At 63.0% G+C, this 24481-nt stretch carries 14 protein-coding genes and 2 tRNA genes; 10 read left to right on the forward strand and 6 right to left on the reverse strand.

The features are described from left to right. The first annotated feature begins 73 nt into the window (after nt 1–73). From GM655_RS16525 to ahpF, 5 genes are all read left to right on the forward strand, one after another. Nucleotides 74–2482: a YgiQ family radical SAM protein gene (locus GM655_RS16525; RefSeq protein WP_155435768.1), complete on the forward strand. Its 2409-nt coding sequence runs from the start codon at nt 74–76 to the stop codon at nt 2480–2482. Between the two features lie 203 nt (nt 2483–2685). Next, entirely contained in the window at nt 2686–4098 is a 1413-nt protein-coding gene (locus GM655_RS16530) for an RCC1 domain-containing protein (protein WP_155435769.1), read from the forward strand. 145 nt (nt 4099–4243) lie between these two features. Beyond that, complete coding sequence (locus GM655_RS16535) at nt 4244–7048, forward strand: EAL domain-containing protein (RefSeq protein ID WP_371866862.1); 2805 nt, start codon at nt 4244–4246, stop codon at nt 7046–7048. A gap of 180 nt (nt 7049–7228) precedes the next feature. After that, complete coding sequence (gene ahpC, locus GM655_RS16540; RefSeq protein WP_155435771.1) at nt 7229–7792, forward strand: alkyl hydroperoxide reductase subunit C; 564 nt, start codon at nt 7229–7231, stop codon at nt 7790–7792. Nucleotides 7793–7886: 94 nt separating this feature from the next. Next, entirely contained in the window at nt 7887–9476 is a 1590-nt protein-coding gene (gene ahpF / locus GM655_RS16545) for an alkyl hydroperoxide reductase subunit F (RefSeq protein ID WP_155435772.1), read from the forward strand. Between the two features lie 50 nt (nt 9477–9526). Here the strand turns inward: ahpF and GM655_RS16550 are convergent, their stop codons facing one another. The 3 genes from GM655_RS16550 to GM655_RS16560 form a co-directional block, all read right to left on the reverse strand. Beyond that, the gene (locus GM655_RS16550; protein WP_155435773.1) at nt 9527–10654 is read right to left on the reverse strand and encodes an AI-2E family transporter; all 1128 of its coding nucleotides are present in this window, start codon (nt 10652–10654) and stop codon (nt 9527–9529) included. Next, complete coding sequence (locus GM655_RS16555) at nt 10651–11133, reverse strand: cyclic nucleotide-binding domain-containing protein (RefSeq protein WP_155435774.1); 483 nt, start codon at nt 11131–11133, stop codon at nt 10651–10653. The genes GM655_RS16550 and GM655_RS16555 overlap by 4 nt, the downstream gene beginning before the upstream one ends. Nucleotides 11134–11252: 119 nt before the next feature. After that, a complete protein-coding gene (locus tag GM655_RS16560) occupies nt 11253–12326 on the reverse strand; it encodes an alpha/beta hydrolase (protein WP_155435775.1) in 1074 nt (357 codons plus the stop codon). 73 nt (nt 12327–12399) lie between these two features. Here GM655_RS16560 and GM655_RS16565 point away from each other — a divergent pair, with 73 nt between their 5' ends. Both GM655_RS16565 and GM655_RS16570 read left to right on the forward strand, forming a co-directional pair. Beyond that, complete coding sequence (locus GM655_RS16565; RefSeq protein ID WP_155435776.1) at nt 12400–13119, forward strand: AraC family transcriptional regulator; 720 nt, start codon at nt 12400–12402, stop codon at nt 13117–13119. A 27-nt stretch (nt 13120–13146) separates the two neighbouring features. After that, nucleotides 13147–13302 (forward strand): hypothetical protein, encoded by a 156-nt coding sequence (locus GM655_RS16570; protein ID WP_155435777.1) that lies wholly within the window; start codon nt 13147–13149, stop codon nt 13300–13302. 68 nt (nt 13303–13370) lie between these two features. Here the strand turns inward: GM655_RS16570 and GM655_RS16575 are convergent. The 3 genes from GM655_RS16575 to GM655_RS16585 form a co-directional block, all read right to left on the reverse strand. After that, a tRNA-Asp gene (locus GM655_RS16575) sits at nt 13371–13447 on the reverse strand. Between the two features lie 23 nt (nt 13448–13470). Further along, nucleotides 13471–13546: transfer RNA gene (locus GM655_RS16580), tRNA-Val, on the reverse strand. A 142-nt stretch (nt 13547–13688) separates the two neighbouring features. Next, nucleotides 13689–14519, reverse strand: a complete 831-nt coding sequence (locus GM655_RS16585) for a substrate-binding periplasmic protein (RefSeq protein ID WP_155435778.1) — start codon at nt 14517–14519, stop codon at nt 13689–13691. A gap of 126 nt (nt 14520–14645) precedes the next feature. Here GM655_RS16585 and dinB point away from each other — a divergent pair, with 126 nt between their 5' ends. The 3 genes from dinB (at nt 14646) to GM655_RS16600 (ending at nt 24468) form a co-directional block, all read left to right on the forward strand. Further along, on the forward strand, nt 14646–15797 hold the full coding sequence (dinB, locus tag GM655_RS16590) for a DNA polymerase IV (RefSeq protein WP_155435779.1): 1152 nt from the start codon (nt 14646–14648) through the stop codon (nt 15795–15797). 69 nt (nt 15798–15866) lie between these two features. Next, entirely contained in the window at nt 15867–16763 is an 897-nt protein-coding gene (locus GM655_RS16595) for a recombination-associated protein RdgC (RefSeq protein WP_155435780.1), read from the forward strand. Nucleotides 16764–16932: 169 nt separating this feature from the next. Beyond that, the gene (locus GM655_RS16600) at nt 16933–24468 is read left to right on the forward strand and encodes an SPM autocatalytic domain-containing protein (RefSeq protein WP_155435781.1); all 7536 of its coding nucleotides are present in this window, start codon (nt 16933–16935) and stop codon (nt 24466–24468) included. Nucleotides 24469–24481: the final 13 nt, after the last annotated feature.

Here is a 24481-nt window from a genome sequence, read left to right on the forward strand (position 1 = left end):
GTTTGAATACTAAAAGGTTTTCCGTTTGCACGGCAAGCGGGGGCGGCGCATTTCCGGTACAATGCCGTCCGATATGAACTCCCCTACCAATTTATTTGCGACCGTCCCCAAGCGGTCTGCCCGCGCTGCTGCTGCGCCTTTCCTGCCGATGTCACGCGCCGAGATGGACGCGCTCGGCTGGGACGAGTGCGACGTGATCCTGGTCACCGGCGACGCCTACATCGACCACCCGAGCTTCGGCATGGCGTTGGTCGGCCGTCTGTTGGAAGCGCAAGGCTTCCGCGTCGGCATCATCAGCCAGCCGGACTGGACTTCTGCGGAAGCGTTCCGCGTGCTGGGCAAGCCGCGCCTGTATTACGGCATCACGGCGGGCAATATGGATTCCATGGTCAACCGCTACACGGCCGACCGCAAAATCCGCTCGGAAGATGCTTACACGGCCAATGCCGAGCCGAATAAACGTCCGGACCGCGCCGTCACGGCCTATGCCCAGCGCGCGCGCGAAGCTTATCCGGGCATACCCGTGGTGATCGGTTCTATCGAAGCCTCGCTGCGCCGCATCGCCCATTACGATTACTGGTCGGACAAGGTGCGCCGCTCCGTGCTGGTCGATTCCAAGGCCGACCTGCTGATCTTCGGCAATGCCGAACGCGCGCTGGTGGACCTGACCCACCGCATGAACGCGGGCGAAGAAATCAAGACCATACGCGACCTGCGCGGTACGGCCTTCCTGGTGCCTAGCGGCTGGCTGCCGACGCCTGAATGGGGCGTGCATAACAGCACCCGCGTCGATACGCCGGGCAAGGTGGATGCCCATCCCGACCCTTATCTGATGGTGCAGCCGAACACGCCTTCGTGCGCCAGCAATGGCGGTGCCGAGACGCCTGCAGCGGGGACGGAAGGTGCCGCGGCCGCTGCTGCGCCGGTCGCTCCGGCGGTGGTGGAAAAGCCCATCCGCATCATGAGCCGCGCCGAGCGTCAGGCCATGGAGCGCGAAAAACACCAGCGCACGGTGGTGCGTCTGCCTTCGTTCGAAACGGTGAGCACCGATCCGGTGATGTATGCGCACGCTTCGCGCGTGTTTCACCTCGAATCGAATCCCGGCAATGCGCGCGCACTGGTGCAGGCGCACGGTGAACGCGATGTGTGGCTGAACCCGCCGCCACTGCCGCTGCGCATGGATGAGATGGATGGCGTGTACGACATGAACTATGCCCGTGCACCACACCCGTCCTACGGCAAGGCACGCATTCCTGCATGGGAAATGATCCGCTTCTCCGTCAACATCATGCGCGGCTGCTTCGGCGGCTGCACTTTCTGCTCGATTACCGAGCACGAAGGCCGCATCATCCAGAGCCGTTCCGAGCCGTCGATTTTGCGCGAGATCGAGCACATCCGCGACAAGACCAAGGGCTTCACGGGCACGATTTCCGATCTGGGCGGCCCGACCGCGAATATGTACCGGCTGTCCTGCAAGGAACCGGAGATCGAGAAAACCTGCCGCCGCCTGTCCTGCGTGTTCCCGTCCATCTGCGTCAATCTCGGCACCGACCACAGCAAGCTGATTGCGCTGTACCGCAAGGCGCGCGCGATTCCGGGCGTGAAGAAGATATTGATTTCTTCGGGCCTGCGCTACGATCTGGCCGTGCGTTCGCCCGAATACGTGAAAGAACTGGTGACCCACCACGTGGGCGGTCTGCTGAAAATCGCCCCCGAGCACACGGAAGAAAACACCCTGAACAAGATGATGAAGCCCGGCATCGGTGCTTACGACGAGTTCAAGGAAATGTTCGACCGTTTCTCGCTGGAAGCGGGCAAGAAGCAGTACCTGATCCCGTATTTCATCGCAGCCCACCCGGGCACGACCGATCTGGACATGCTGAATCTGGCGCTGTGGCTGAAGAAGAATAACTTCAAGCTCGATCAGGTGCAGACCTTCATGCCCACGCCCATGGCCATGGCGACCACCATGTACCACTCGCGCCGCAACCCGCTGCACAAGGTCACGGCCGATTCGGAAGTGGTGGAAACCGCCCGCAGCGGCAAGATTCGCCGTACCCACAAGGCTTTCCTGCGCTATCAGGACCCGGAGAACTGGCCTATCCTGCGCGAAGCGCTGGTGGCCATGGGCCGTGCCGATCTGATCGGCAACGGCGAGCGCCACCTGATTCCTGCATGGTCGGCCGGCGAAGCGGCCGGTAATGCCTACAGCGGCGCCGCGCCGGCCAAAGGCAAAGGCGGCGGCAAAGCAGGCGGCTATGCGGCAGCCCCTGCTGTGCCTGCTGCAGCGCCGGCTGGACGGGCTGGACGGGCCGGCAAATCTGGCGTGGTGGTTGCGGCCCAGCCACCGGCGCGCGCTGCCCGGGCGAATGCGCTGACGGGTTCGCTGACGGCGCGCAAATCGCTGGAAACCAAGCCGCGTGCCTCGATACTGGATACTATCAAGGTCAAGAAACCGGCCAGCCCCCGTGGCCGCAAATAAGTTCTTACGGCACTTATTTTTTTCTCATCGCAATCTTGTTTGCCTTCTCAGCCGACCCCCTTGCGGGCCGGCGTCCTAAGGGGCGAGCTAGCCCCGGTTTTCCGCCCTGCTCCAGCGATGCTGGGGCCGGTTTTGCCGCTACACTAGTTCGCAAGCTGGCCACCTATGCGCGTGGCCTCCCTCCTACGGCGAACTGGAAGATCATGAAAAAATTCTGTAAAACCTATTTGCTGCTGCCGCTGCTGGGCGTGTTGGCAGCCTGTGGCGGCGGTGGTGGCGGCTCCTCCACGCCGGCACCGGCTGTGCTGAAATCGATCGCCGTGACGGCGCCGAGCAGCACCATACCGGTCGGCACCACCATGCAGCTGACGGCAACCGGCACGTATTCCGATAACACCACCAAGGTATTGACCACGGCCACGGGACTGGTCTGGGCTTACAAAGGTACGGGCGCAGTGGCCACCATATTCTCCAGCGGTAGCGTGACTGCCAAGGCCGTTGGTGCGGATACCTTTACCGCTACCCAGGAAGGTATTAGCGGCAGTATCAACCTGAGTGTGATCGCGCCATGGGCCAATGTGGTAGCCGGTGGCAACCAGACCCTGGCGCGCAAGGCCGATGGCAGCCTGTATGCATGGGGCTCCAATATCCGTGGCCAGCTCGGCGACAGCACCACGATAGACCGCAATGCGCCAGTACAGGTCAGCGGTGGCAGCCTGCTGTGGAAACAGATCGCCGTGGGCGAACAGTTTGTCGTGGCATTGCGCAGCGACGGCACCATCTGGTCGTGGGGGTTCAACCAGAATGGCCGCCTTGGCGACGGCACGACGGTGGACCATGCCATCCCCGCCAAAATTGGCAAGGATACCGACTGGGCGTATGTAGCGGCCGGCAAAGGCCATGCCTTCGCCATCAAGACCTCCGGCGTGCTGTATGCGTGGGGGCGCAATTTCAATGGCCAGCTCGGTGACGGCAGCACCATAGACCGGCTGGTGCCCACCAAAATCACTTCCCCTACCACGGGCGGCTGGCTGTCCGTGAGCGCGGGCGAAACCCATACGCTGGCCATCACCAAAGACACGCTCAACCTGTACGCCTGGGGTGGCAATGCCAATGGTCAGGTTGGCAATGGCACTCAAGTGGATGTGACGGCGCCAGTGAAGATAGGCACGTCGACCTGGGCTTCGGTTGCGGCTGGTAGCAACCACTCGCTGGCCGTGCGCGCCGACGGTTCCATGTATGGCTGGGGCTATAACTTGAACGGTCAGGTGGGTAACAATGGATCGGCCAGCGTAACGGCGCCCGTGCAGATTTCCACTGCCACGAACTGGGCGGTGGTGTCGGCCGGCGTGGCGCATAGCATGGCGGTAACGCGTGACGGCCAGTTATGGGGCTGGGGAAGCAATGCCGAGAGCCAGTTGGGCAATGGTGGTCCGGACGTGGCAGAGCCGGTGCAGATCGGCACAGCCAGCAACTGGATTTCTGTGACGGCCGGTAACGCCCACACCTTTGGCCTGCGCTCGGACAATAGCTTGTGGGGCTGGGGCCGGAATGTCGAAGGTCAACTTGGTAAAAGTGACTATATACAAGCACCAGTGCCTGTAAGCATCCCTTAATCAGGCCCGATGCAGCGTTCCAGCGGGGACGGCCCAGCTTAGGCTGCGCCGTCCTTTAGTTTTTGCAGCATCAGCTTGCTGAATGGCATGTGGGCAGGCTGAACCGGCTACAATCTGGTTTCCATTGCCGCCCTTAGGACCTCTCGTGCATCCAGCTACACCTGCCATTTTTGCAAGTCTGGCCGCCCGTTTATTGCGGCCGGTGCTGCTGGCGCTGCTGCTGGGCGCAGGCGGGCTGGTGCCGGCACAGGCGCTGGAACAGGTCACGCTGCAGCTCAAGCACCACCATCAGTTCCAGTTTGCCGGCTATTACGCGGCCGTGGAGCAGGGCTATTACCGCGAAGCGGGGCTGGATGTGCGCATCCTCGAAGGTACGGATGGCAACGAGCCCGAGCGCAATGTGGAATCGGGCAAGGCCCAGTACGGCACGGGTGCGAGCAGCCTGCTGCTGGCCCGTGTGGCCGGCAAGCCGGTGGTGGTGCTGGGCGTAATCTTCCAGCATTCGCCGTATGCGCTAGCCATGCGCCAGACCAGCAGCGAGCCGGACCTGCGTCGCATCATCGGCCAGCGCGCCATGATAGGCACGCTCACGGATGAACTCGGCAACTCCGATGAGCTGCTGGCCTATCTGGTCAAGGAAGGCATACCGGCCAACAGTTTCCAGCGCGTCGAGCACAGCTACAACGTCAATGACCTGATCAACGGCAAAGTGCAGGCCATGGCCATCTACACCACCAATGAGCCTGAGCTGTTCGAGCGGCGCGGCTTCCCTTACGAAATCTACAGTCCGCGTTCGGTCGGCATCGATTTCTACGGCGACAATCTGTTCACGAGCGAAAAGGAAATTGCCGACCATCCGGCCCGTGTACGCGCTTTCCGCGAAGCCAGCATGCGCGGCTGGCAATGGGCCATGAGCCACCCGGAAGAAACCGTGGAACTGATCCTCAAGTACTATGCGCGCGGTGGCGACCGTCAACATCTGCTGTACGAGGCGCACCAGATGGTGCCGTTGGTGCAGCCCGTGCTGGTGGAAATCGGCTATATGAATCCCGAGCGCTGGCGCCATATCGCCGATGTCTATGCGGGCCTGGGCATGGTGCCCAAGCAGGTCAGTCTCGACGGTTTTCTCTACAACGTAGACAGCAGCGCCAGCCGCTTGCGCTGGCTGTACCGTGCGCTGGCCGGTGTGGCCGTGCTGCTGCTGGTGGGCGCGGTGATCCATTACAGCATGCTGACGCGCGAACGGCGCCGTACCAATGCGGAAATCCGCGCTGGCGAGCAGCGCTTCCGCACCATGTTTGAAGCCTCTCCGCTGGGTATCGCGCTGATCGATTCCGTGACTTATGAATACCGCGACATCAATCCGCGCTATCAGGAAATTCTCGGCCGCTCGCATGAAGTGCTGAGCAATATGCGCTGGCTCGATTCCGGCCACCCGGACGATGTGGCCCAGGTCAGGACCCAGATGACGCGCCTGATGGCCCGCGAGATCAGCAATTTCAAGGTGAGCAACCGCATGTTCCGCTCCGATGGCGAAATGGTCTGGATCGCCGTCTCCGTGACGGCCATCGAAACCCCGCCGGACAGCCATGCCCTGCACCTGTGCATGATCGAGGATGTGACGGACAAGAAGCAGACGGAACAGCTAGTCTGGCATCAGGCCAATTTCGATCCGCTGACCCAGCTGCCGAATCGCCGCATGTTCCTCGACCGGCTGGCGCTGGATCTGCTCAAGAGCCAGCGCAGCCGTAGCCGCATCGCGATTCTGTTCATCGACCTCGACCACTTCAAGGAAGTCAACGATACGCTGGGCCACCATCAGGGCGATGTGCTGCTGATCGATGCGGCCCGCCGCATCAGCGACTGCGTGCGCAGATCCGATACGGTGGCGCGGCTGGGCGGCGACGAATTCACCGTGATCCTGTCGGAACTCGACAGCACCGAGCGGGTGGAAGCGATCGCGCAGAACATCATCGACCGCATGCGCCAGCCGTTCGCGCTGGGGCAGGAGCAAGCTTTTGTGTCGGCCAGTATCGGCATCACCTTGTATCCCGACGATGCCGACGATATCGACGATCTGCTCAAGCATGCCGATCAGGCCATGTATGCGGCCAAGGGCGCAGGGCGCAACCGCTACAGCTACTTCACGCCGGCGCTGCAGGTGGAAGCCCTGACGCGCATGCGCCTGACCAATGACTTGCGCAATGCCGTCAAAGAGGGCCAACTGGAGCTGTACTTCCAGCCCATCGTGCACCTGAAGACGGGCCGCATCCACAAGGCCGAAGCGCTGATCCGCTGGCGCCATCCTACGCGCGGGCTGGTCAGCCCGATGGATTTCATCCCGCTGGCCGAGGCTAGCGGGCTGATTTTCGACATCGGCATGTGGGTGTTCAGTGAATCGGCGCGCTGGGTACAGCGCTGGCGCAGCGAGCACCATCCGGACTTCCAGATCAGCGTCAACCAGTCGCCGCTGGAATTCCAGCGTGACGATGGCAGTTATCTGGAATGGCAGCGCCAGATGCAGGGCCTGACCCTGTCCGGCCAGGCGCTGGTGGTGGAAATCACGGAAGGCATGCTGCTCGACGCCAATACCACGGTCAGCAACAAGCTGCTGCAGCTGCGCGATGCCGGCATACAGGTGGCGCTGGACGACTTCGGCACCGGCTATTCCTCGCTGTCCTATCTGAAGAAATTCGACATCGATTATCTGAAAATCGACCGTTCCTTCACGCGCAATCTGGCGCCGGATTCGAGCGATATGGCGTTGTCGGACGCCATCATCGTAATGGCCCACAAACTGGGCCTGCGCGTGATCGCGGAAGGGGTGGAGACCGAGCAGCAGCGTGCGCTGCTGGCCGAAGCGGGCTGCGACTATGGCCAGGGCTATCTGTTCTCGCGCCCTATCCCGGCCCAGGAATTCGATGCCATGCTGCGTGCCCAGCAGGTCTGAACGCCGGCGCGGCAGCCGCTGGCGTCATGCGCCGGTCGCTTGAAACAGTGATAATAACTATCCGCCATCACGGGTCGATAGCTAAAACAAATTGATTGTATTGGAACAATCAATTTTCCTAATGGCCGGAAAACCCGTACACTGGCGTCTCAATGATACCCAACCCAAGAGGAAACCACCATGTCTCTGATTAACACCCAAATCAAACCATTCAAAGCTACCGCCTACGTCAACGGCAAATTCATCGACGTAAGCGATGAATCCCTGAAAGGCAAATGGTCGGTTCTGATGTTCTACCCAGCCGACTTCACCTTCGTCTGCCCAACCGAACTGGAAGATCTGGCTGATCACCAGCCTGAATTCGCCAAGCTGGGTGTGGACGTGTACGGCGTTTCGACCGACACCCACTTCGCGCACAAAGCCTGGCACGACACCTCGGACGCGATCAAAAAAGTCAACTACCCGCTGATCGGCGACCCAACCGGCACCCTGTCGCGCAACTTCGAAGTGATGATCGAAGAAGAAGGCCTGGCACTGCGCGGTACCTTCGTGATCAACCCGGAAGGCCAGATCAAAGTGATGGAAGTGCACGACAACGGCATCGGCCGCGACGCTTCCGAACTGCTGCGCAAAGTCAAAGCTGCGCTGTACGTGGCTTCCCACCCAGGCGAAGTTTGCCCAGCTAAATGGACCGAAGGCGCTGCCACGCTGACCCCATCGCTGGACCTGGTCGGCAAGATCTAAGTCTTGAAGACTGCAGCACCATTACAGTAATACCGCGATGCCGGTCCGGGCGTCCGGCCCGGCATACGCCTAAATATTTGTAAGGAAAAGAATCATGTTGGATGCATCGCTCAAAACCCAGTTGAAAGCCTACCTCGAAAAAGTCGTGCAACCGATCGAACTGGTCGCCGCGCTCGATAGCAGCGCCAAGGCGCAAGAGATGGAAGCACTGTTGCAGGACATCGTCTCGCTGAGCGACAAGATTACGCTGGTCAAGCGTGCCGATCCCGGCGTGCGCCTGCCTTCGTTCAGCATCAACCGTGCTGGCAGCGATATCGGCGTACGTTTTGCCGGTGTGCCCATGGGCCATGAATTCACCTCGCTGGTACTGGCCCTGCTGCAGGTAGGCGGCCACACCATCAAATTTGACGACGCCGTGATCGAGCAGATCCGCAATCTCGACGGCGATTACGAATTCGAAACCTTCATCTCGCTGAGCTGCCACAACTGCCCGGAAGTGGTACAGGCCCTCAACGCGATGGCGGTGATCAATCCACGCATCAAAGTGACCACCATCGATGGCGGCGTATTCCCGCAGGAAGTGGAAGCGCGCCAGATCATGGCCGTGCCCATGATGTTCCTCAACGGCGAGCACTTCGGTCAGGGCCGCAGCAGCGTGGAAGAAATTCTGGCCAAGCTGGACACCAATGCCGGTGCCCGCCAGGCTGCAGCAATGAACCAGAAAGACGTGTTCGATGTGCTGATCGTCGGCGGTGGTCCTGCCGGTGCGGCAGCGGCCATCTACGCGGCCCGCAAAGGCATACGCACCGGTGTGGTGGCGGAACGCTTCGGCGGTCAGGTGCTCGATACGCTGGCGATCGAAAACTTCATTTCCGTGAAAGAGACGGAAGGGCCGAAGTTTGCCGTAGCGCTCGAGCAGCACGTCAAGGAATACGCGGTCGACATCATGAATACCCAGCGCGCGGCCAAGCTGGTACCCGGTAAAGTGATCGAAGTGCAGACGGCCAGCGGTGCCACGCTGAAAGCCAAGTCGGTGATTCTGGCTACCGGTGCGCGCTGGCGCGAAATCAATGTACCGGGCGAGAAGGAATACCGTAACCACGGGGTGGCTTACTGCCCGCACTGCGATGGCCCGCTGTTCAAGGGCAAGCGCGTGGCTGTGATCGGCGGCGGTAACTCGGGCGTGGAAGCGGCCATCGATCTGGCCGGTCTGGTCCAGCACGTGACGCTGATCGAGTTCGGCGCCGAACTGCGCGCTGACGCGGTGCTGCAGCGCAAGCTGCGCAGCCTGCCGAACGTGACGGTAATCGTCTCGGCCCAGACCACGGAAATCCATGGCGACGGCAAGATCGTCAATGGCCTCAGCTACAACGACCGCGTGTCGGGCGAGGCCAAGAAGATCGAGCTGGAAGGCGTGTTTGTGCAGATCGGTCTGGTGCCGAATACGGAATGGCTGAAAGGCACGGTCGCCCTGTCGCGTCACGGTGAAATCGAAATCGATAGCCGCGGCCAGACTTCGGTACCGGGCGTGTTTGCTGCCGGCGACGTGACCACCGTACCGTACAAGCAGATCATCATCGCTACCGGCGAAGGTGCCAAAGCTGCCCTGTCGGCCTTCGATCACCTGATCCGTGCCGACGACGACAGCACCGCCGCACCGGCGGCACAGGCGGTCGCCGCCTGAGTCTAGCCGGCAGCAGCAAGTAAGAGGGGCGCCATGTGCGCCCCTTTTGTTTAGCTGACCAGATCGGCGCTGGCCTGCCGCGTGCGCAGGTGGATGGCGTTGCGGTGGCGTGCGCGCAGGCGCGGGTCGGTGATTAGGCGGCCCAGCGTTTCGCCCACCACCATCACCACGCCCAGCAGGGGCAGCACCAGCATCAGGCCGGCCACACCGGCCACCGAACCGCCGATGAAGATCATCAGCACTGTGATCAGCGGGTGGATGTGCAGGCTGCGTCCCAGCGTCAGCGGCATGAAGACGAAATCATCCAGCAGGCGCACGGCGATGAACACGCCGATGGCCATGTAGGCCATGGCCGGATCCGTCGGTGCATCGGTCGACGCCACCATCACCACCAGCATGCAGCCGACGATGGAGCCCACATACGGCACCCAGGCCAGCATGGCCGCGATCAGGCCCAGCACCAGCGGCGAGGACACGCCTATGGCCCACAGCCCCACAGCCAGCACGATGGTATCGAGCACGGTCAGCTTGATGAGGCCCTGAAAATAGCGGTGCGCCGTCTGGTCCACTTCATGCAGCAGATACAGCGCGCGTTCGAAGAAGGCATTCGGCACTGCACGCGCCAGAAACTTCTTGAAGCGCGACCCATCGCGCAGGAAGAAGAAGGCGAGGAAGGGCGCCAGCAGCAGCGACGGCAGCCAGCCTGCTACCGATACCAGTATCTCGGTCAGGTGCTGCTGGATAAAGGTGCTGGTAAAGCTGCCCATGCGCGCGTTGACGGTGCGCGCGAGTTTCATCTGCTTGAGGATGGGGAACTGGCGCTCCAGTGTCGCCATGGTGTGGCGGATGAAATCCAGCCCGCCGCTCAGGTATTTGCCCAGCATGGCCTGCCAGGATTCCGATGGCCCCGATTCCCAGTAGACGGCCACCATGGCGGCCAGCATCAGCACCAGCAGGAACATGCTGCCCACTATCAGGGTGGCGGCATTGTGGCTGATGCCGAGCCGGATCAGGCGCTGCATCGGTGGTTGCAAGATGTAGTAGAGCACAATGGCCAGCAGGAAGGGGATGGCCAGGAACAGCATCTGTTGCAGCAGGAACAGCAGCACGCAGGTAGCCGCGATGATGCCGCTCCAGACGATGGGTCCGGCATGCTGCTTGGCGGGCAGGCGGCTCATATGGCTTCGTTCTGCGGTTTGCCGCTCATCCACTCGCGCAAGCGGGTGCCGATGTGGCGCGCCAGCGCCAGCGAGATCTTGTAGCCGATTACGGCATCGGTTTCCATCAGGCCCATGAAGTCGGCGCGGAAGAACACGGCCAGCTCGCAGTTGTCGAGCGCGCGCGTCTGGGCATTGCGCGGCGAGTTGTCGAGCAGGGCCAGATCGCCGAAGAAGGCGCCCGGTCCCATCTCCGCCACCACCTCGCGTCCGTGCGGGCGTAGCCGGCTGATGATCACGCGGCCTGACATGATCAGATACAGCGCCTGTCCTTCCTCGCCTTCATCGAAAATGATTTCATCGGCCAGATAGCGGCGCTCGTGCAGCAAGTCGTCGACGATTTTCAGCTCGAGTGGGGTGAGCGTGGAAAACAGCGACGACGCCTTGAGCCGCTGCAGGCGCGGTGACAGTTCGGGCGATTTCAGGAAGCCGAATAACAAGGGAACTCCGGACGAGGAAAAACATTGAAAGATGGATAACAGGATGATAGCGCAAACTGCCGTGTATGCCTGTATTGGCGTTGTCCCGGCGATACTTTTTCCCACTGCCCTCTCCATGTTCACCGCGCCGGATTGCTCCACGTATCGCAGTCGGTGCAAGCATGGACGGGCGGCAGGCTGGTCTCGCCACGGGCCCACGCAATCGCTTCGCGCAGGCGCTGCAGCGCGTCGCGGCTGGCCGGCAGGTGCTGGCCATAGCTATGGAATTCATGATTCATGTCAGGCCAGACATCGAGCCGCACGGTCCCGCCCTGCGCCGCCACGCTGTGGGCGAAATCGCGGATCATATCCAGCAGAATTTCGCGTCCGCCCGCCTGCAGGTAGATCGGGCTGCAGCCGCGATAGTCCTGCCCCATGGGCGAGAGCGCTGCATCGTCGAGTGCTTGTCCGCCCTTGAGCCATGCCGCGAACAGCAGCGTCATATAGCCTTGCACCATGTCATAGGCATCGTTGCCGAACTGGCTGGCACCGCGCCGGCCGATGTCGGTCCACGGACTGATACCTATGGTCAGCAGCGGCTGCGGCAGGCCGGCGGCAGCAAGCTGTGCCAGCGTCATCAGCGCCAGATGGCCGCCGGCCGAATCGCCGCACAGGACGATGCGCTGCGGTGCGATGCCGCGCGCCAGCAGATGGCGGTAGGCCGCCAGACCATCATCCAGTTGGGCCGGGTGGGCATGTTCGGGCGTGAGCCGGTAGTCGGGCGCAAACACGGGGGCACCCAGATAGTGGGCCAGCATGCGGGCGAAGTGGCGCGACACGGCCGCATGGAAGGCATAGCCGCCACCGTGGAAATGCAGCACGGTGACATCGCTGTGCAGGGTGTGCGGCAGATACCAGTGGCCGCGCGGTTCATCGGCTGCGCTGGGCCGCACGGTGACGTCGGCATAGTCGTCGAACACGCTATACAGACTGTCGAAATAGGCGCGGCAGGCGTCCATATCGTGCTGCAGGCTGAGGGCATGATTAAACTGGGCGCGCCAGAACAGCGTGCCGTATTCGAATAGCAGCGGCCACGCGGGCAGCGTGCGGCGGCCCAGCAGATGGCGCAGGCTCACCTGGGTGGCGATGCGGGCCGAAGTGTAAAGGCTGCGCAGGCGGTGCGACAGACGGCCTTGAACGATGGTGCGGCTCATAATTTCTCCTGTGATCAGACTTGGTGTAGTGTCATGCTTCGCTGTCTGCACAGCTAGAACCGAAACGACATTCATGCCCCGCCCCTCCGCCCAGTTTCATCTGCCCGGCCTTGCGCTCGGTGCCTGCATCATGGCCAGCGTCGAACGCGATACGCGCAACTGCCAGCTGGAGCCGCAGCAGCGGCTGAACTTCTATCCGGCCACGCCGCTCGTGACGATTTCCTGGATTTTCGAGGGGCAGTTGCATCTGATGCAGGACCCCGTGCAGGCTTCGGCCGGCGAGAATCTGGGGCCGGCCCTGCCACGGCTGCTGTTCTCGGGGCCGCAGCGCCAGCCCACGGCTAGCTGGTCGCCCGGCCCTGTGCATGCGCTGATGGTGTCGTTCTATCCGGAAGCGATGGCGCGTCTGCTGGGCCAGCCGGTAGGGCGCTGGCTGGACCAGACGGTGCCACTGGAACAGGTGGCATCGGCGGCCGTGCTGCAGGCCTGCGCTGCTGTGCTGCGGCAGCCGCAGCATGCATATGCGGTAGTCGAGCAACAGTTCGGCCAGCTATGGACGCAGGCACCGCAACCCAGCCCTGCGCCCTTGCTGGGCGACTGGATACGCAGTCTGGCCACGCGTGCCAGCCATTCCGCTTCGGGCCGCAGCCTGCGCCAGTGGCAGCGCCGCGTGCGTACGTGGACGGGGCAGAGCCAGCGCGAACTGCAGCGCTTTGTCCGTACCGAACAGGCATTGCTGCAGCAACTGGCGCGGCGCGGTACGCAGGATCAGGGCTTGGCGCTGCTGGCGTAGGATGCCGGCTTTGCCGACCAGTCGCACATGGGGCGCGAAATCAAACGGGTGACCGGCATGGCCACGGGCGATTTCAACCAGCGGCTCGAGCAGGACGAGGCTTTATGGTTGTATCGGCTGATAGCGGCAGAACTGGCACAGCGCGGCTCGCCACGGGAAGGGAAAGAATCGGCGCGGAAATGAAAAAAGCCTTTTCTTGTACAGAGCGCGATCTTGATCGCGTTCTGACTGAAAAGGCTTTTCTCGGAATTTGGCGGAGCGGACGGGACTCGAACCCGCGACCCCCGGCGTGACAGGCCGGTATTCTAACCAACTGAACTACCGCTCCAAATTCGTTCGTCTATGTTTTACTGGTGGGTGCTGAGAGGGTCGAACTCCCGACCTACGCCTTGTAAGGGCGCCGCTCTACCAACTGAGCTAAGCACCCAGAAAACATATCAGCTTGTCGCTACTACTTTGCTACAACTGCTGAACGAGGCCGTATTCTACAGGGCGGCTTTGGCAATCCGCAAGGGTTTTTCCAAATTATTTTAAAAATTATTTGCAGCATACCTGTAAGCCGCATTTTTTCATGGTTCGCGCGGCAGGGCGTCGAGCAGTTCCTGCACCCCGCCGGCAAAGATCTGGCGGCTGATGTCTTCGCCCAGGTAGTGCGCATAGATGCGCTGCACGCTGCCATCGCTGATCATGGCGCGTAATTGCTCGGCATACTGTTTGCGCACGGGCGCTGCCACCCGCTTCGATACATACATGCCGACCATGGCGCGCGGCGATTCGCTGACGGGCATGGCCACCATACGCCCCAGTATGCCGAGCTGGCGCTGGTGGCGCAGGTGGATGGTGGGCGGGGCCAGCGTACCTTCGGCGCGGCCGGCGGCGATCTTGCGGAACACGGCGGCATAGTCGTTGACGTACTCGAGCCTGCCCTGATGTTGCAGGCGGTCTAGCTGGCGCTGGGTGGCGGCGGAGAAAGTAATGCCGCGTGCCACGTTGAGGCGGGCATGGCTGTGCTCGATGAAATCGGCCAGACTGCGGAACTTGCCCGCATATTCTTTCTCGAGCAACAGTTCGAACTGGGTATAGGCATACGGTAACCAGACGCCGTGGCGGTCGCGCTCGGCCGTGCGCAGCGAGGCGCCCGTCAGTTCCAGTTGGCCGCTGGCGAACTGGTTGTACAAACGGCTATGGGGAAACCAGGTCAGCTCCACCTTGCAGCCGCTGCGCTGCTGCAACTCGCGCAAGATGTCGACCGTGCTGCCGCCATAGCCTTCGCCTTCGCGGTAGGCCGAGTAGCCAAGATCACTGATACCGGCGCGCGCCGGCGCGCAATCGGGACGGGCATGGGCCGGGGCCAGGGCCATGCAGAACAGCACAGGGGTGACAGCACGCTTCAGGGTCATCTCGGGCCAGTTGTCTAATAGTTATCGCGCGAGTGTAGCACCGTCGTGCTGGCAGAAATAGTGAATACTTGCATAAGGCAATGTTTCGTTAGATACTGTATGAATTCACAGTAATTCTGTTTCGCCATGTCCGAAGCTCCGCGCCGCATAGCCCACCTCGATATGGATGCGTTCTACGCCTCCGTCGAGCTGTTGCGCTATCCCGAGTTGCGTGGCCAGCCTGTGGTGATTGGTGGCGGGCGCGATGCCCACCCGGTGCGCCAGCCCGATGGCAGCTACCGCTTTGCCCGGCTGCGCGATTATGTGGGGCGCGGCGTGATTACCACAGCCACTTATGAAGCACGCGCCCTGGGCGTGGGCTCGGCCATGGGCATGATGAAAGCGGCCAAGCTGGCGCCCGATGCGATTCTGCTGCCCGTGAACTTCGATGCCTACCGGCAGATTTCGCGCCAGTTCAAGGCGGCCGTGGCCAGCATCGCGCCCGATTACGAAGACCGCGGCATCGACGAAATCTATATCGACCTCACCCATGTGGCCGGCGAAACGCGCGAACTGGCGCTGCGCATCAAGCAGGCCGTGCATGCGGCCACGGGGCTGACCTGTTCGATCGGGGTGACGCCCAACAAGCTGCTGTCGAAAATCTGCTCGGATCTGGAAAAGCCCAATGGCCTGACCATACTGGACTATGAGGATATACCGGCGCGTATCTGGCCGCTGGGCGTGCGCAAGATCAATGGCATAGGCCCCAAGGCCACCGACAAGCTGGCCGCGTTGGGCATCAACACCATAGGCCAGTTGGCCGCGGCCGATGCGGGCCTGCTGCAGGACCATTTCGGCGGCCATTACGCGGCGTGGCTGGCGGCCGCCGCGCGCGGCATCGACCAGCGCGCCGTGGCCACGCGCACGGAAAGCAAGTCGATCAGCCGCGAAACCACGTTCGAGCGCGATCTGCATGCGCGCCAGGACCGCGCCGTGCTGTCCGGTGTGCTGACCAGCCTGTGCGAGCGACTGGCGGAAGATTTAAAACGCAAGGGCTATGTGAGCCGTACCATCAGCGTCAAACTGCGCTACGACGATTTTCAGATCGTCAGCCGCAACCTGACGCTGCCCCAGCCCGTGGTAGATGGCGCCGCCATTCTGCACGCGGCACGCGAATGTCTGAAACGGGTGCCGCTACAGCGCCGGCTGCGCCTGCTGGGAGTGCGCGCGAGCACGCTGGAGCCGCCCGGCGCAGCGACGTTGTTGCGCGTTCCCACCCAGGGCGAATTGTTCGCCTAGAACGGTGCGGCGCCGCCGTCACCGTGTAAAATGGCGCTCCCCCAGCATTACTGAAACAAGGCTCAATACATGTGGTTCAAGAATCTACAGATCTATCGTCTGCCGGCCCCGTGGGCCTTTACTCCGGAACAACTGGAAGAGGCACTCGCGCCCCATTCCTTTACGCCCGCCAGCAGTAACGAACTGCTGCGCCAGGGCTGGGACCGTCCCCGTCCGAATGGCGGTCTGGTTCACGTAGTCAACAAGCAGATGCTGATCCTGCTGGGCACGGAAAAGAAACTGCTGCCGAACACCGTGATCAATCAGGTGGCCAAGGCCCGCGCGGCCGAGCTGGAAGAAGCTCAGGGCTTCGCTCCGGGCAAGAAAGCCATGAAGGAACTCAAGGAACGCGTGGCCGACGAACTGCTGCCGCGTGCGTTCTCCATCCGCAGCAATGTCTGGACCTGGATCGATCCCGTCAACGGCTGGCTGGTGGTCGATGCGGCCAGCCCGGCCAAGGCCGATGAAGTAATCAAATTGCTGCTCAAGGCCGTCGATAAACTGCCGTTAGAGAGTTTACGGGTACAGCGTTCGCCTGTGGGCGTGATGACGGAATGGCTGCAGGCTGACGATGCACCGGCCGGCTTCACGGTCGATATGGATACTGAATTGCGCGCTACCGGCGAGAGCAAGGCCGCCGTGCGCTATGTGCGCCATACGCTGGAGCCGGAAGAAATCCGCCGCCACATCGCGGCGGGCAAGCAGTGCACGCGCCTGGCCATGACCTGGGATAGCAAGATTTCCTTCGTGCTCACCGAGTCGCTGGCCATCAAGGCCGTCAAGCCGCTCGACGTGATCAGCGAGAAAGAGTCGAGCACCAAGAACGATGAAGAGCGCTTCGATGGTGACTTCATGCTGATGACGGGTGAACTGGCCAAGTTGATGGCCGACGTGGTGGAAGCACTGGGCGGCGAAGCCAAGGCCTGAGTGTTGCCAGGGACCATGGGAGGTCCCCGCTGAACTGACAAAAGTGCCGCAAGATCGTTGATTTTGCGGCACTTTTGCATTGGTTTATGGGGAAAATATTGATGTTTCCGTGAGGAAATTGGCGATTTTTCTGCTATATTGACAGAGCTTGTTCATTTAGGAATTCGTGATGCCTTCCTCCGTGCCTTCCCTTACTACTGCGCAGATCGTCGCTCTGACGACGCAGGCAGTGGCGGCCTGGAGCACGGAAGATGTGCAAGCACTGAGTACCGCGCAAACCCAGGTGTTGCGCACAGATCAAGTGGCCGCCCTGAGCAGCGTGCAACTGGGGGCTCTGTCCAGCAGCAATGTTGCAGTGCTGACTACTCAGGATATCGGCGCCATCGCGGCCAGCAAATTGAATGCCGTGGCGGCCGCCCAGACCGGCTTCCTGGCGGCCTGGAATAGCCAGCAAATTGTCGCGCTGACCACTGCCCAGAGCGCCGCGCTGGGCAGTGCTGCCTTCAGCACCTTCAGTTCTGCTGCGATTGCAGCTTTTGAAACAGTCGATCTGGCAGCGCTCGATACCAGCGCCATTGCCATACTTTCCAGTAATCAGCTCGCCTTGCTGGCCACGGCCCAGGTACAGGCGCTCACTACGCGCCAACTGGCCGTGCTGACGGCTGGCGCCGTAGCGGCCATAGGCAGCCGGGGCCTGGCCGCATTGAATACGCGCGGCGTGGCGGCGCTGAGTACGGCGCAGCTCGCGGAGCTGACGAGTGTTCAGGTGGCTAGCTTGTCGACTGCCCAGATGATGCAGCTGGGCAGCGCCCAGTTGCTGGCCTTGAATCCCGCCTATGTGGGCGTGCTGTCCAGCCAAGATATTGCAGTGGTAGCGCCCACCGTACTGAATGCCGTGGGCGCGGCGCAAAGCCGCTTCATGGCCGCGCTCGACAGCCGCCAGCAAGCAGCCTTGAATACGGCACAAGTGGCGGCACTGGGATCGGACGCTTTCAATGGCTTGGGCAGCAATGCCATCGCCCGTCTGAGTACCGCCAATGTGACGGCCCTGGGCAGCCAGTTGCTGGCCGCCTTGTCCAGCAGCCAGATCGCGCTGCTCGAGACTGCACAATGGGCGGCCCTGAGCACGCGCCAACTGGCGGCGTTGCCGACCGGGGCCTGGAGTGCTGCCGGCACGCGCGGCGTGAGCGCGCTGAGCACCTTGCAGATCAGTGCGCTCAACAGCAGCCAGATCGGCGAATGGAATAGCCGCCAGATCGCAGCCCTGAGTACCGTGCAGATGCAGCAGCTCAGTAGCACGCAGCTCAATGGCCTGTCCTCGGCCCAGTTGGCGGGGCTGGAAACGCAGGATCTGCAAGCCATCCGCAGCGCCACCATGGCGGCACTCGATACCCGCATCCTGGCCGCACTGAGCGGCGTCCAGCTGGGGGCTTTGAGCAGCACACAGTTTGCCGGCTTGCGTAGTGCCCAGTTGGTGGCGCTGAATCCGGCGCTGCTGGCACAATTGGGAACGCTGGATATCGCCGTGCTGAGCCCGGTGGTGCTGAATGCCGTGGCGGCCGCCCAGACGAATTTCCTGTCGGCCCTGAGTTCGGTCCAACTGGCAGCGTTAGGCACAGCCCAGGTGGCGGCACTCGGCAGTGCCGCGTTTGCCAGCTTGCCTAGCCAGGCCATCAGCAGTTTCAGCACTGCCAATCTGGCCGCGCTCAGTACGGCCGTGCTGGCCGCGCTGGCGCCAGCCCAGCTGGCGCTGCTGAGCAGCAATCAGGTGGCGGGTCTGGGCACGCGCCAATTACAGGCGCTGTCCACTGATGATGTGCTGGCCCTGGGCACGCGCGGCGTGCTGGCTTTGCGCAGTCAGGGCATTGCGGCACTCAGTACCCAGCAGTTAAGCGCCTTGTCGACCGACCAGGTGGTGGCCTTGAGCACGGCGCAGGCAGCCGCACTGAGTAGCGCGCAATTGAACGGCTGGACCAGCTACCAGCTGGCTGCGCTGGAAACGGCCGATTTCGCCATGCTGCGAACGGCCGCCATGGCTGGCCTCAGCAGCGACCAGATGGCGGCCTTGACGACGGCCCAGTTGCAGGCCATGAGTGCGCGCGTGTTTGTCAGCCTGAGCAGCCAGCAGCTAGCGGCGCTGGCCGCTAATGCGATTGCTGCGCTGCCGCTGGACGATCTGGCTGCCGTGAGCAGCACCAGCGTGGCGCAACTGCTGCCGGCTTTGCTGGCGCAGCTCAGTAGCGCCCAGTTTGCGGCACTCGGCACGTCGGCGCTGGCGGCGCTGAGCAGTTCTCAGGTTGCCGCCCTGAACAACAGCCAGTTGCAAACCTGGGGTAGCAGCCAGGTGGCGGCGCTGGGTAGCCGCCAGATGCTGGGCTTGAGCAGTGATCAGTTTGCAGCGCTCGGCAGCGCCGCGCTGCAGCGGCTGAGCACGGCAGCGCTGTCGGCTCTGAGCTCGACCCAATTGGCAGGCTGGGGCAGTAGCCAGCTAGCCGCGCTGAGTACCGCGCAGATCGCCGCCTTGCGTCCGGCTGCGCTGGTGGGCGTGAGCCCGGCCACCATAGGCGCATTCACGACGCTGCAACTGGCCAGCCTGGCCACGGCCCAGGTGGCGGCGCTCAGTTCGGACCAGTTGCAGGCCATGCCGGCGGGCGATCTGGCCGCCTTGCGCAGCAATCTGGTGGCGGTACTGAGTACGGCACAAGTGCAGGCACTGACCAGCGCCCAGTTGGCCGCACTCGATAGCAATCAGGTCGCCGTGCTGAACAGCGCCCAGCTCAATGCGCTGAGTGTGGAGGCACTGGCCGGCTTGGGCGCGCAGGCGTGGCCGGCGCTTAGCACGGCCAGTCTGGCCAGCCTGAATACCAGCAGCTTTGCCAGTCTGAACACGGCCCAACTGGCAGCATTTGCTAGCCGGCAAATAGCGCTGCTGAGTAGCGCGCAATTGAATGCGCTCGATAGCGGCCAGATCGTCAGCTTGTCGGCCAGCCAGTTGGCGGCCTTGCGGGCGGCCCAGGTGGCCAGCCTTGGGCTGGCGCAAGTGACGGCCTTGTCGAGCGCTGCCATCGGCGCATTGAGCAGCGCAGCGATTGCAGCGCTGAGCTCGGATCAACTGGCGGTGCTGGGCGCTTATGCGGGTAGCGCCGCGATCCAGCAACTGAGCACGCTGCAGATCTCGGCACTGGCCAGCGCCGCACTGGTGGGACTGAGTGCCAGCGAGGCCACGGCCCTGACGGCAACACAGGCTTCGGCCCTGAGCAGTAGCCAGCTACGTGCACTGAGTCTGGCTGCGGTGGCCGCCATCGAGCCGCTCGATCTGGCTGCGCTGCGCACGGCAGCTATCGTGGGCCTGAGTACCGACCAGCTACAGCAGCTCAGCGAAGCCCAGCTGGCGGCGCTGACCATGGCCCAATTCCAGAGCCTGAGTACGGCCCAGCGCAGTGCTTTGTCGGCCGATACCGTTGCGGCGTTTTTGACGGCGAATCTGAGTGCGCTGAGCACGGCTGAAGTGGCTGCGCTGAGTACGCGTGCACTGCGCAATATGGTGGCGGCCCAGCTATCGAGCTTAACTTCGCGTCAGGTGGGGGTGCTGAGTAGCGAGCAATTGGCCGCGCTGCGGACCGAGCAGGTGGCAGCACTGGGTCCTAGCCAGATACTGGGCCTGAGTTCGAGCAACATCGGCGGCCTGAACACGGACGATATGGCGGCGCTAGGGGCGCCGGCATTGCGTGCACTGGGGGCCTCGGCGCTGGCGGCGCTGACGCCGGAACAACTGGCCGCGCTGGGTACGGAGCTGGGTGCCAACCTGCTGAGTGTGCTCAGCACGGCGCAACTGGCCTCATTGACGCCGACCGCGCTGGCTGGCCTGAGCACGGCACAGGTGATCGATCTGACCACGGCCCAGGCCGCTGCGCTGAATAGCGCGCAATTACCCGCCTTGAGCACGGCCGCGCTGGCGCTGATGCAAACGGCCGATGTGGCCGCACTCAGCGTACGTGGCATTGCCAGCTTGACGGCGGCCCAGATGGCAGCGCTGAGCAGTGCGCAAATTGCAGCCTTGGGCACGGCCCAAGTGGCTAGTCTGGGCAGCGACCAGGTATTGGCGCTGTCTTCGAGCGGGCTGGCAGGGCTGGAAACGGCGGATGTAAGCGCGCTGAGCACGAGTGTGGTGGCGGCGCTGCCGCTGCAGCAGTTGCAGCAACTGAGCAGCGCACAAGTGGCGGCGTTGAGCACGCGCCAGATGGCGGCGCTCAGCAACGAACAATGGAATGGCTGGAGCGTGGCCCAGTTGGCCCAGCTCAATTCAGCGCAACTGGGCGTGCTGGGTTCGCGCCAGTTGGCCGAACTGGCGCCAGCCCAGCTAGCGGGTATGAATACGGCCGCACTGGCCGGGCTGAAGGCCGCAGCGCTGGCGGCGCTGAGCTCCGATCAACTGGCGGTGCTGGCGAATGACAGTTACGGCAGCAGCCACTTTGATGTGCTGTCGACCTTGCAGATTGCCGCGCTCAGTACGCTGGCCTTGCCCGGGCTGACTACGGCGCAAGTAGCCATGCTGACTACCCGGCAGGCGGCCGCACTGAGCAGCAGCCAGCTAGGCGCATTCGAACTGGAAGATATTGCCGCCTTGCCCGTGGCCGATCTGGCGGCCTTGCGTACCCAGGCGCTGCGAGGTCTGAGTGCCGGACAGATGCAGGTGCTCAACAGTGCCCAGCTACAAGGCATGGGTACCCAGCAGATCGCTGCACTCAGCGATCTCCAGTTAGTGGCTTTACCGGCAGAGGTGCAACTGGCGCTGACTTCGGCACAGGTGAGTGCGCTGAGCACGGCGGCAGTGGCGGCGCTTGCACCGGAGGTGCTGGGCGCCCTGAATACGGCGCAGTGGGCGGCACTGGGCACGCGCCAGTTGGCCGCATTGAGCAGCGACCAGACCGCCGCGCTGGTGACGGCGCAAGCCAGCATCATCAGTGCAGCGCAGTTGGCAGCGTTTGGTACGCGCCAGATTGCCGGCCTGAGTACGGCTAATCTGGCCCTGCTGGGCGCGGCCGTACTGCCCGGTTTAAGCACGCTGGCTATTGCGGCCTTGAGTGCCGACCAGCTCACTGCACTCGGCGGTAATCTGCAGTCCAACCAGTTGGCCGGCTTGCGTACGGCCCAGATCGCCGCGCTCAGTAGCACGGCGCTGGCGGGCCTGTCCGTGGCCCAGGTCATCGCGCTGAATACGGCCCAGATGGCGGCATTCAGCAGCCTGCAGATCAGTGCGCTCGACCCGATACTGTTTGGCGCGATGGAAACCCAGGACTTGATGGCCGTGCGCACAGCCGCCTTGCAAGGGTTGACGACTGACCAGATCGAGCGCATGGATGGCGACCGCATTGCCGCCCTGACCACGGCCCAGATCAGCATACTGAATTCGACGCAGTTGGCGGCACTGGCTGGCTATCAACTGTATGCGCTGAGCACGACCCAGGTGGCGACACTGAGTTCGCGCCAACTGGTGCGGCTGGCGACCAATGCCTTGCCGGCGCTGGGCAGCGCAGATATTGCCGCGCTGACTACGGCCGCCCTGACGGGCTTGAGTACGGCCCAGGCCGCAGTGTTGCGCAGCAACCAGCTAGCCGCCTTGCGTACGCTACAAATCGCGGTGCTGCAGAGCGCCCAGGTGGCGGCACTGGATACGGGCGCGCTGGCTGCCCTGTCGAGCAACGCAGTCGCCGCCCTGAACACGGCGGCACTGGGCGGCCTGAGTGGCAGCGTGCTGGCGGGGCTTGGTACGGCGCAGCTAGCTGGCCTGAACACGGCGCAAATGGCCAGCCTGCGCAGCAACCAATTGGCCGGACTGACGACGGCGCAGATTTTTGCGCTGAGCGCACGTCAGGCCGGCGCATTGACCTCGCAGCAGATTGCCCGCCTGCCCGAAACCAGCATCGCCGCGTTCGGCACGGCGGCTCTGGCCGGCCTGAGTCCGGCTGCGCTGGCAGGATTGAGTTCCGCCCAGATGGCGGTGCTGGGGAACGATCCGCTGGGTAGCGGAGCCCAGTTGCTGTCCTTGCTCGGTACGGCACAGGTGGCGGCGCTGGGGACGGCGGCACTGCAGGGCCTGACGAGTGCCCAGCTCGTCGCATTGTCGACGGCGCAAGCAGCGGCGCTGGGCAGCGCCCAGTTGCGCTCCTTGCAGCCTGCGCTGCTGGCCAATATGGAAACGGCTGATCTGGGTGCTTTGAATACGGCTGCCGTTGCCGTGCTGAATAGCCAGCAACTGCAGGCCTTGAGCACGCAGCAGGTGGGGGCGCTCAATGCCGGACAGCTAGCCAGCATGTCCAGCGGCCAGTTGGTTGCACTCAGCAGCAGCCAGGTAGCGGCCTTGCGCACGGCTGCTGTCGCGGCCATCAATCCGGCTTTGCTGAATCAGGCCGGCGCCGTCGGCAATCTGCTGTCGGCCATGGACAGCGACCAGTTGCGTGCTTTGACCGGCAATCAGGTAGCGACGCTGGGCACGGCCGCGCTGCGCCAGATTCAGGCTGGCATGATAGCCGGCATAGATCCGATAGATATGCGCGGCATCCGCACGGACACTATCCGCGCCTTGCGCCAGGAACAGTTGCTGGCCCTGACCACGGCCCAGCTCACGGCACTGACGGTGGCGCAAGTAGGCGCACTGCAGCCGACCATAGGCATCAGCGACCAGTTCACGGTGGAACAGATGGTGGCGTTCGGCACCGCCCAGTTGCGCGCAATGAATACCACCATGCTGGTGGCGTTGACACCGCGTGATCTGGGTTCGATCGAAACCCGGGATATCGGCGCGCTGACGGATGTGCAGATTAAAGTGCTGACCTCGACGCAGATGCAAGCACTGTTGCCCGAGCAGCTAGCGGCTTTGACCACGCGCCAGATGCACGCGCTGTCGAATAATCAGTACAGTGCTTTGACGCCATGGCAGTTGGCGGCGCTGAGCCCGGGCCAGATCGCTGCGCTGAGTTTTATCACCCCGCTGGCGCTGGATCTGGATGGCTTGGGGGTGCAGACCCTGGACCGCAGTGCCGGTGTGCAGTTCGATCTGGCGGCCAGTGGCCAGCGCCAGGGCACGGGCTGGATTGCCGCTGGCGATGGCTTGCTGGTGCGCGATCTGAACCGGGATGGCGTGATTAATGATGGGCGCGAATTGTTTGGCGCGGCGACCGTGCTGGCATCGGGCGTGCGCGCGGCCGATGGCTATGCGGCGCTGGCGGCGCTCGACGATAATCAGGATGGCGTGGTCGATGCGCAGGATCAGGCGTTCGATCAGCTACAGGTGTGGGTGGATAGCAATAGTGATGGCATCAGCCAGGCCAGTGAATTGAACCCGCTGGCGCAGCTGCATATCCGTAGCCTGTCACTCGCAGCACGGCTGACGGCGGTACTGGAGCACGGTAATTTGATAGGCCTGAGCGGTAGTTACACCCGTGATGACGGCACCAGCCACGCGCTGGCCGATGTCTGGCTGCGTCAGGCCGATGCCGAGGCGGCGGACCTTGCCCCGCTGGGTAGCCGGGTCGCGCGTATGGCTCAGGCGATGGAACGTTATCTGGCAGCGGCGCCGCTGGAATGCGGTGTGGCTGACCCTGCCGCGCCGGGCAGCCTGAGTGTGCCTGCGCCCGCGCTGCTGGCACTGGCGCCGCAGCCCGAGCAGCCTGTCGCGGCCGCGGTAGCCGCACCGCGCCGCTAAACGGCGGCCGGTT

Source organism: Pseudoduganella danionis, from assembly GCF_009720775.1.
GTDB classification, from domain to species: domain Bacteria; phylum Pseudomonadota; class Gammaproteobacteria; order Burkholderiales; family Burkholderiaceae_D; genus Rugamonas; species Rugamonas danionis.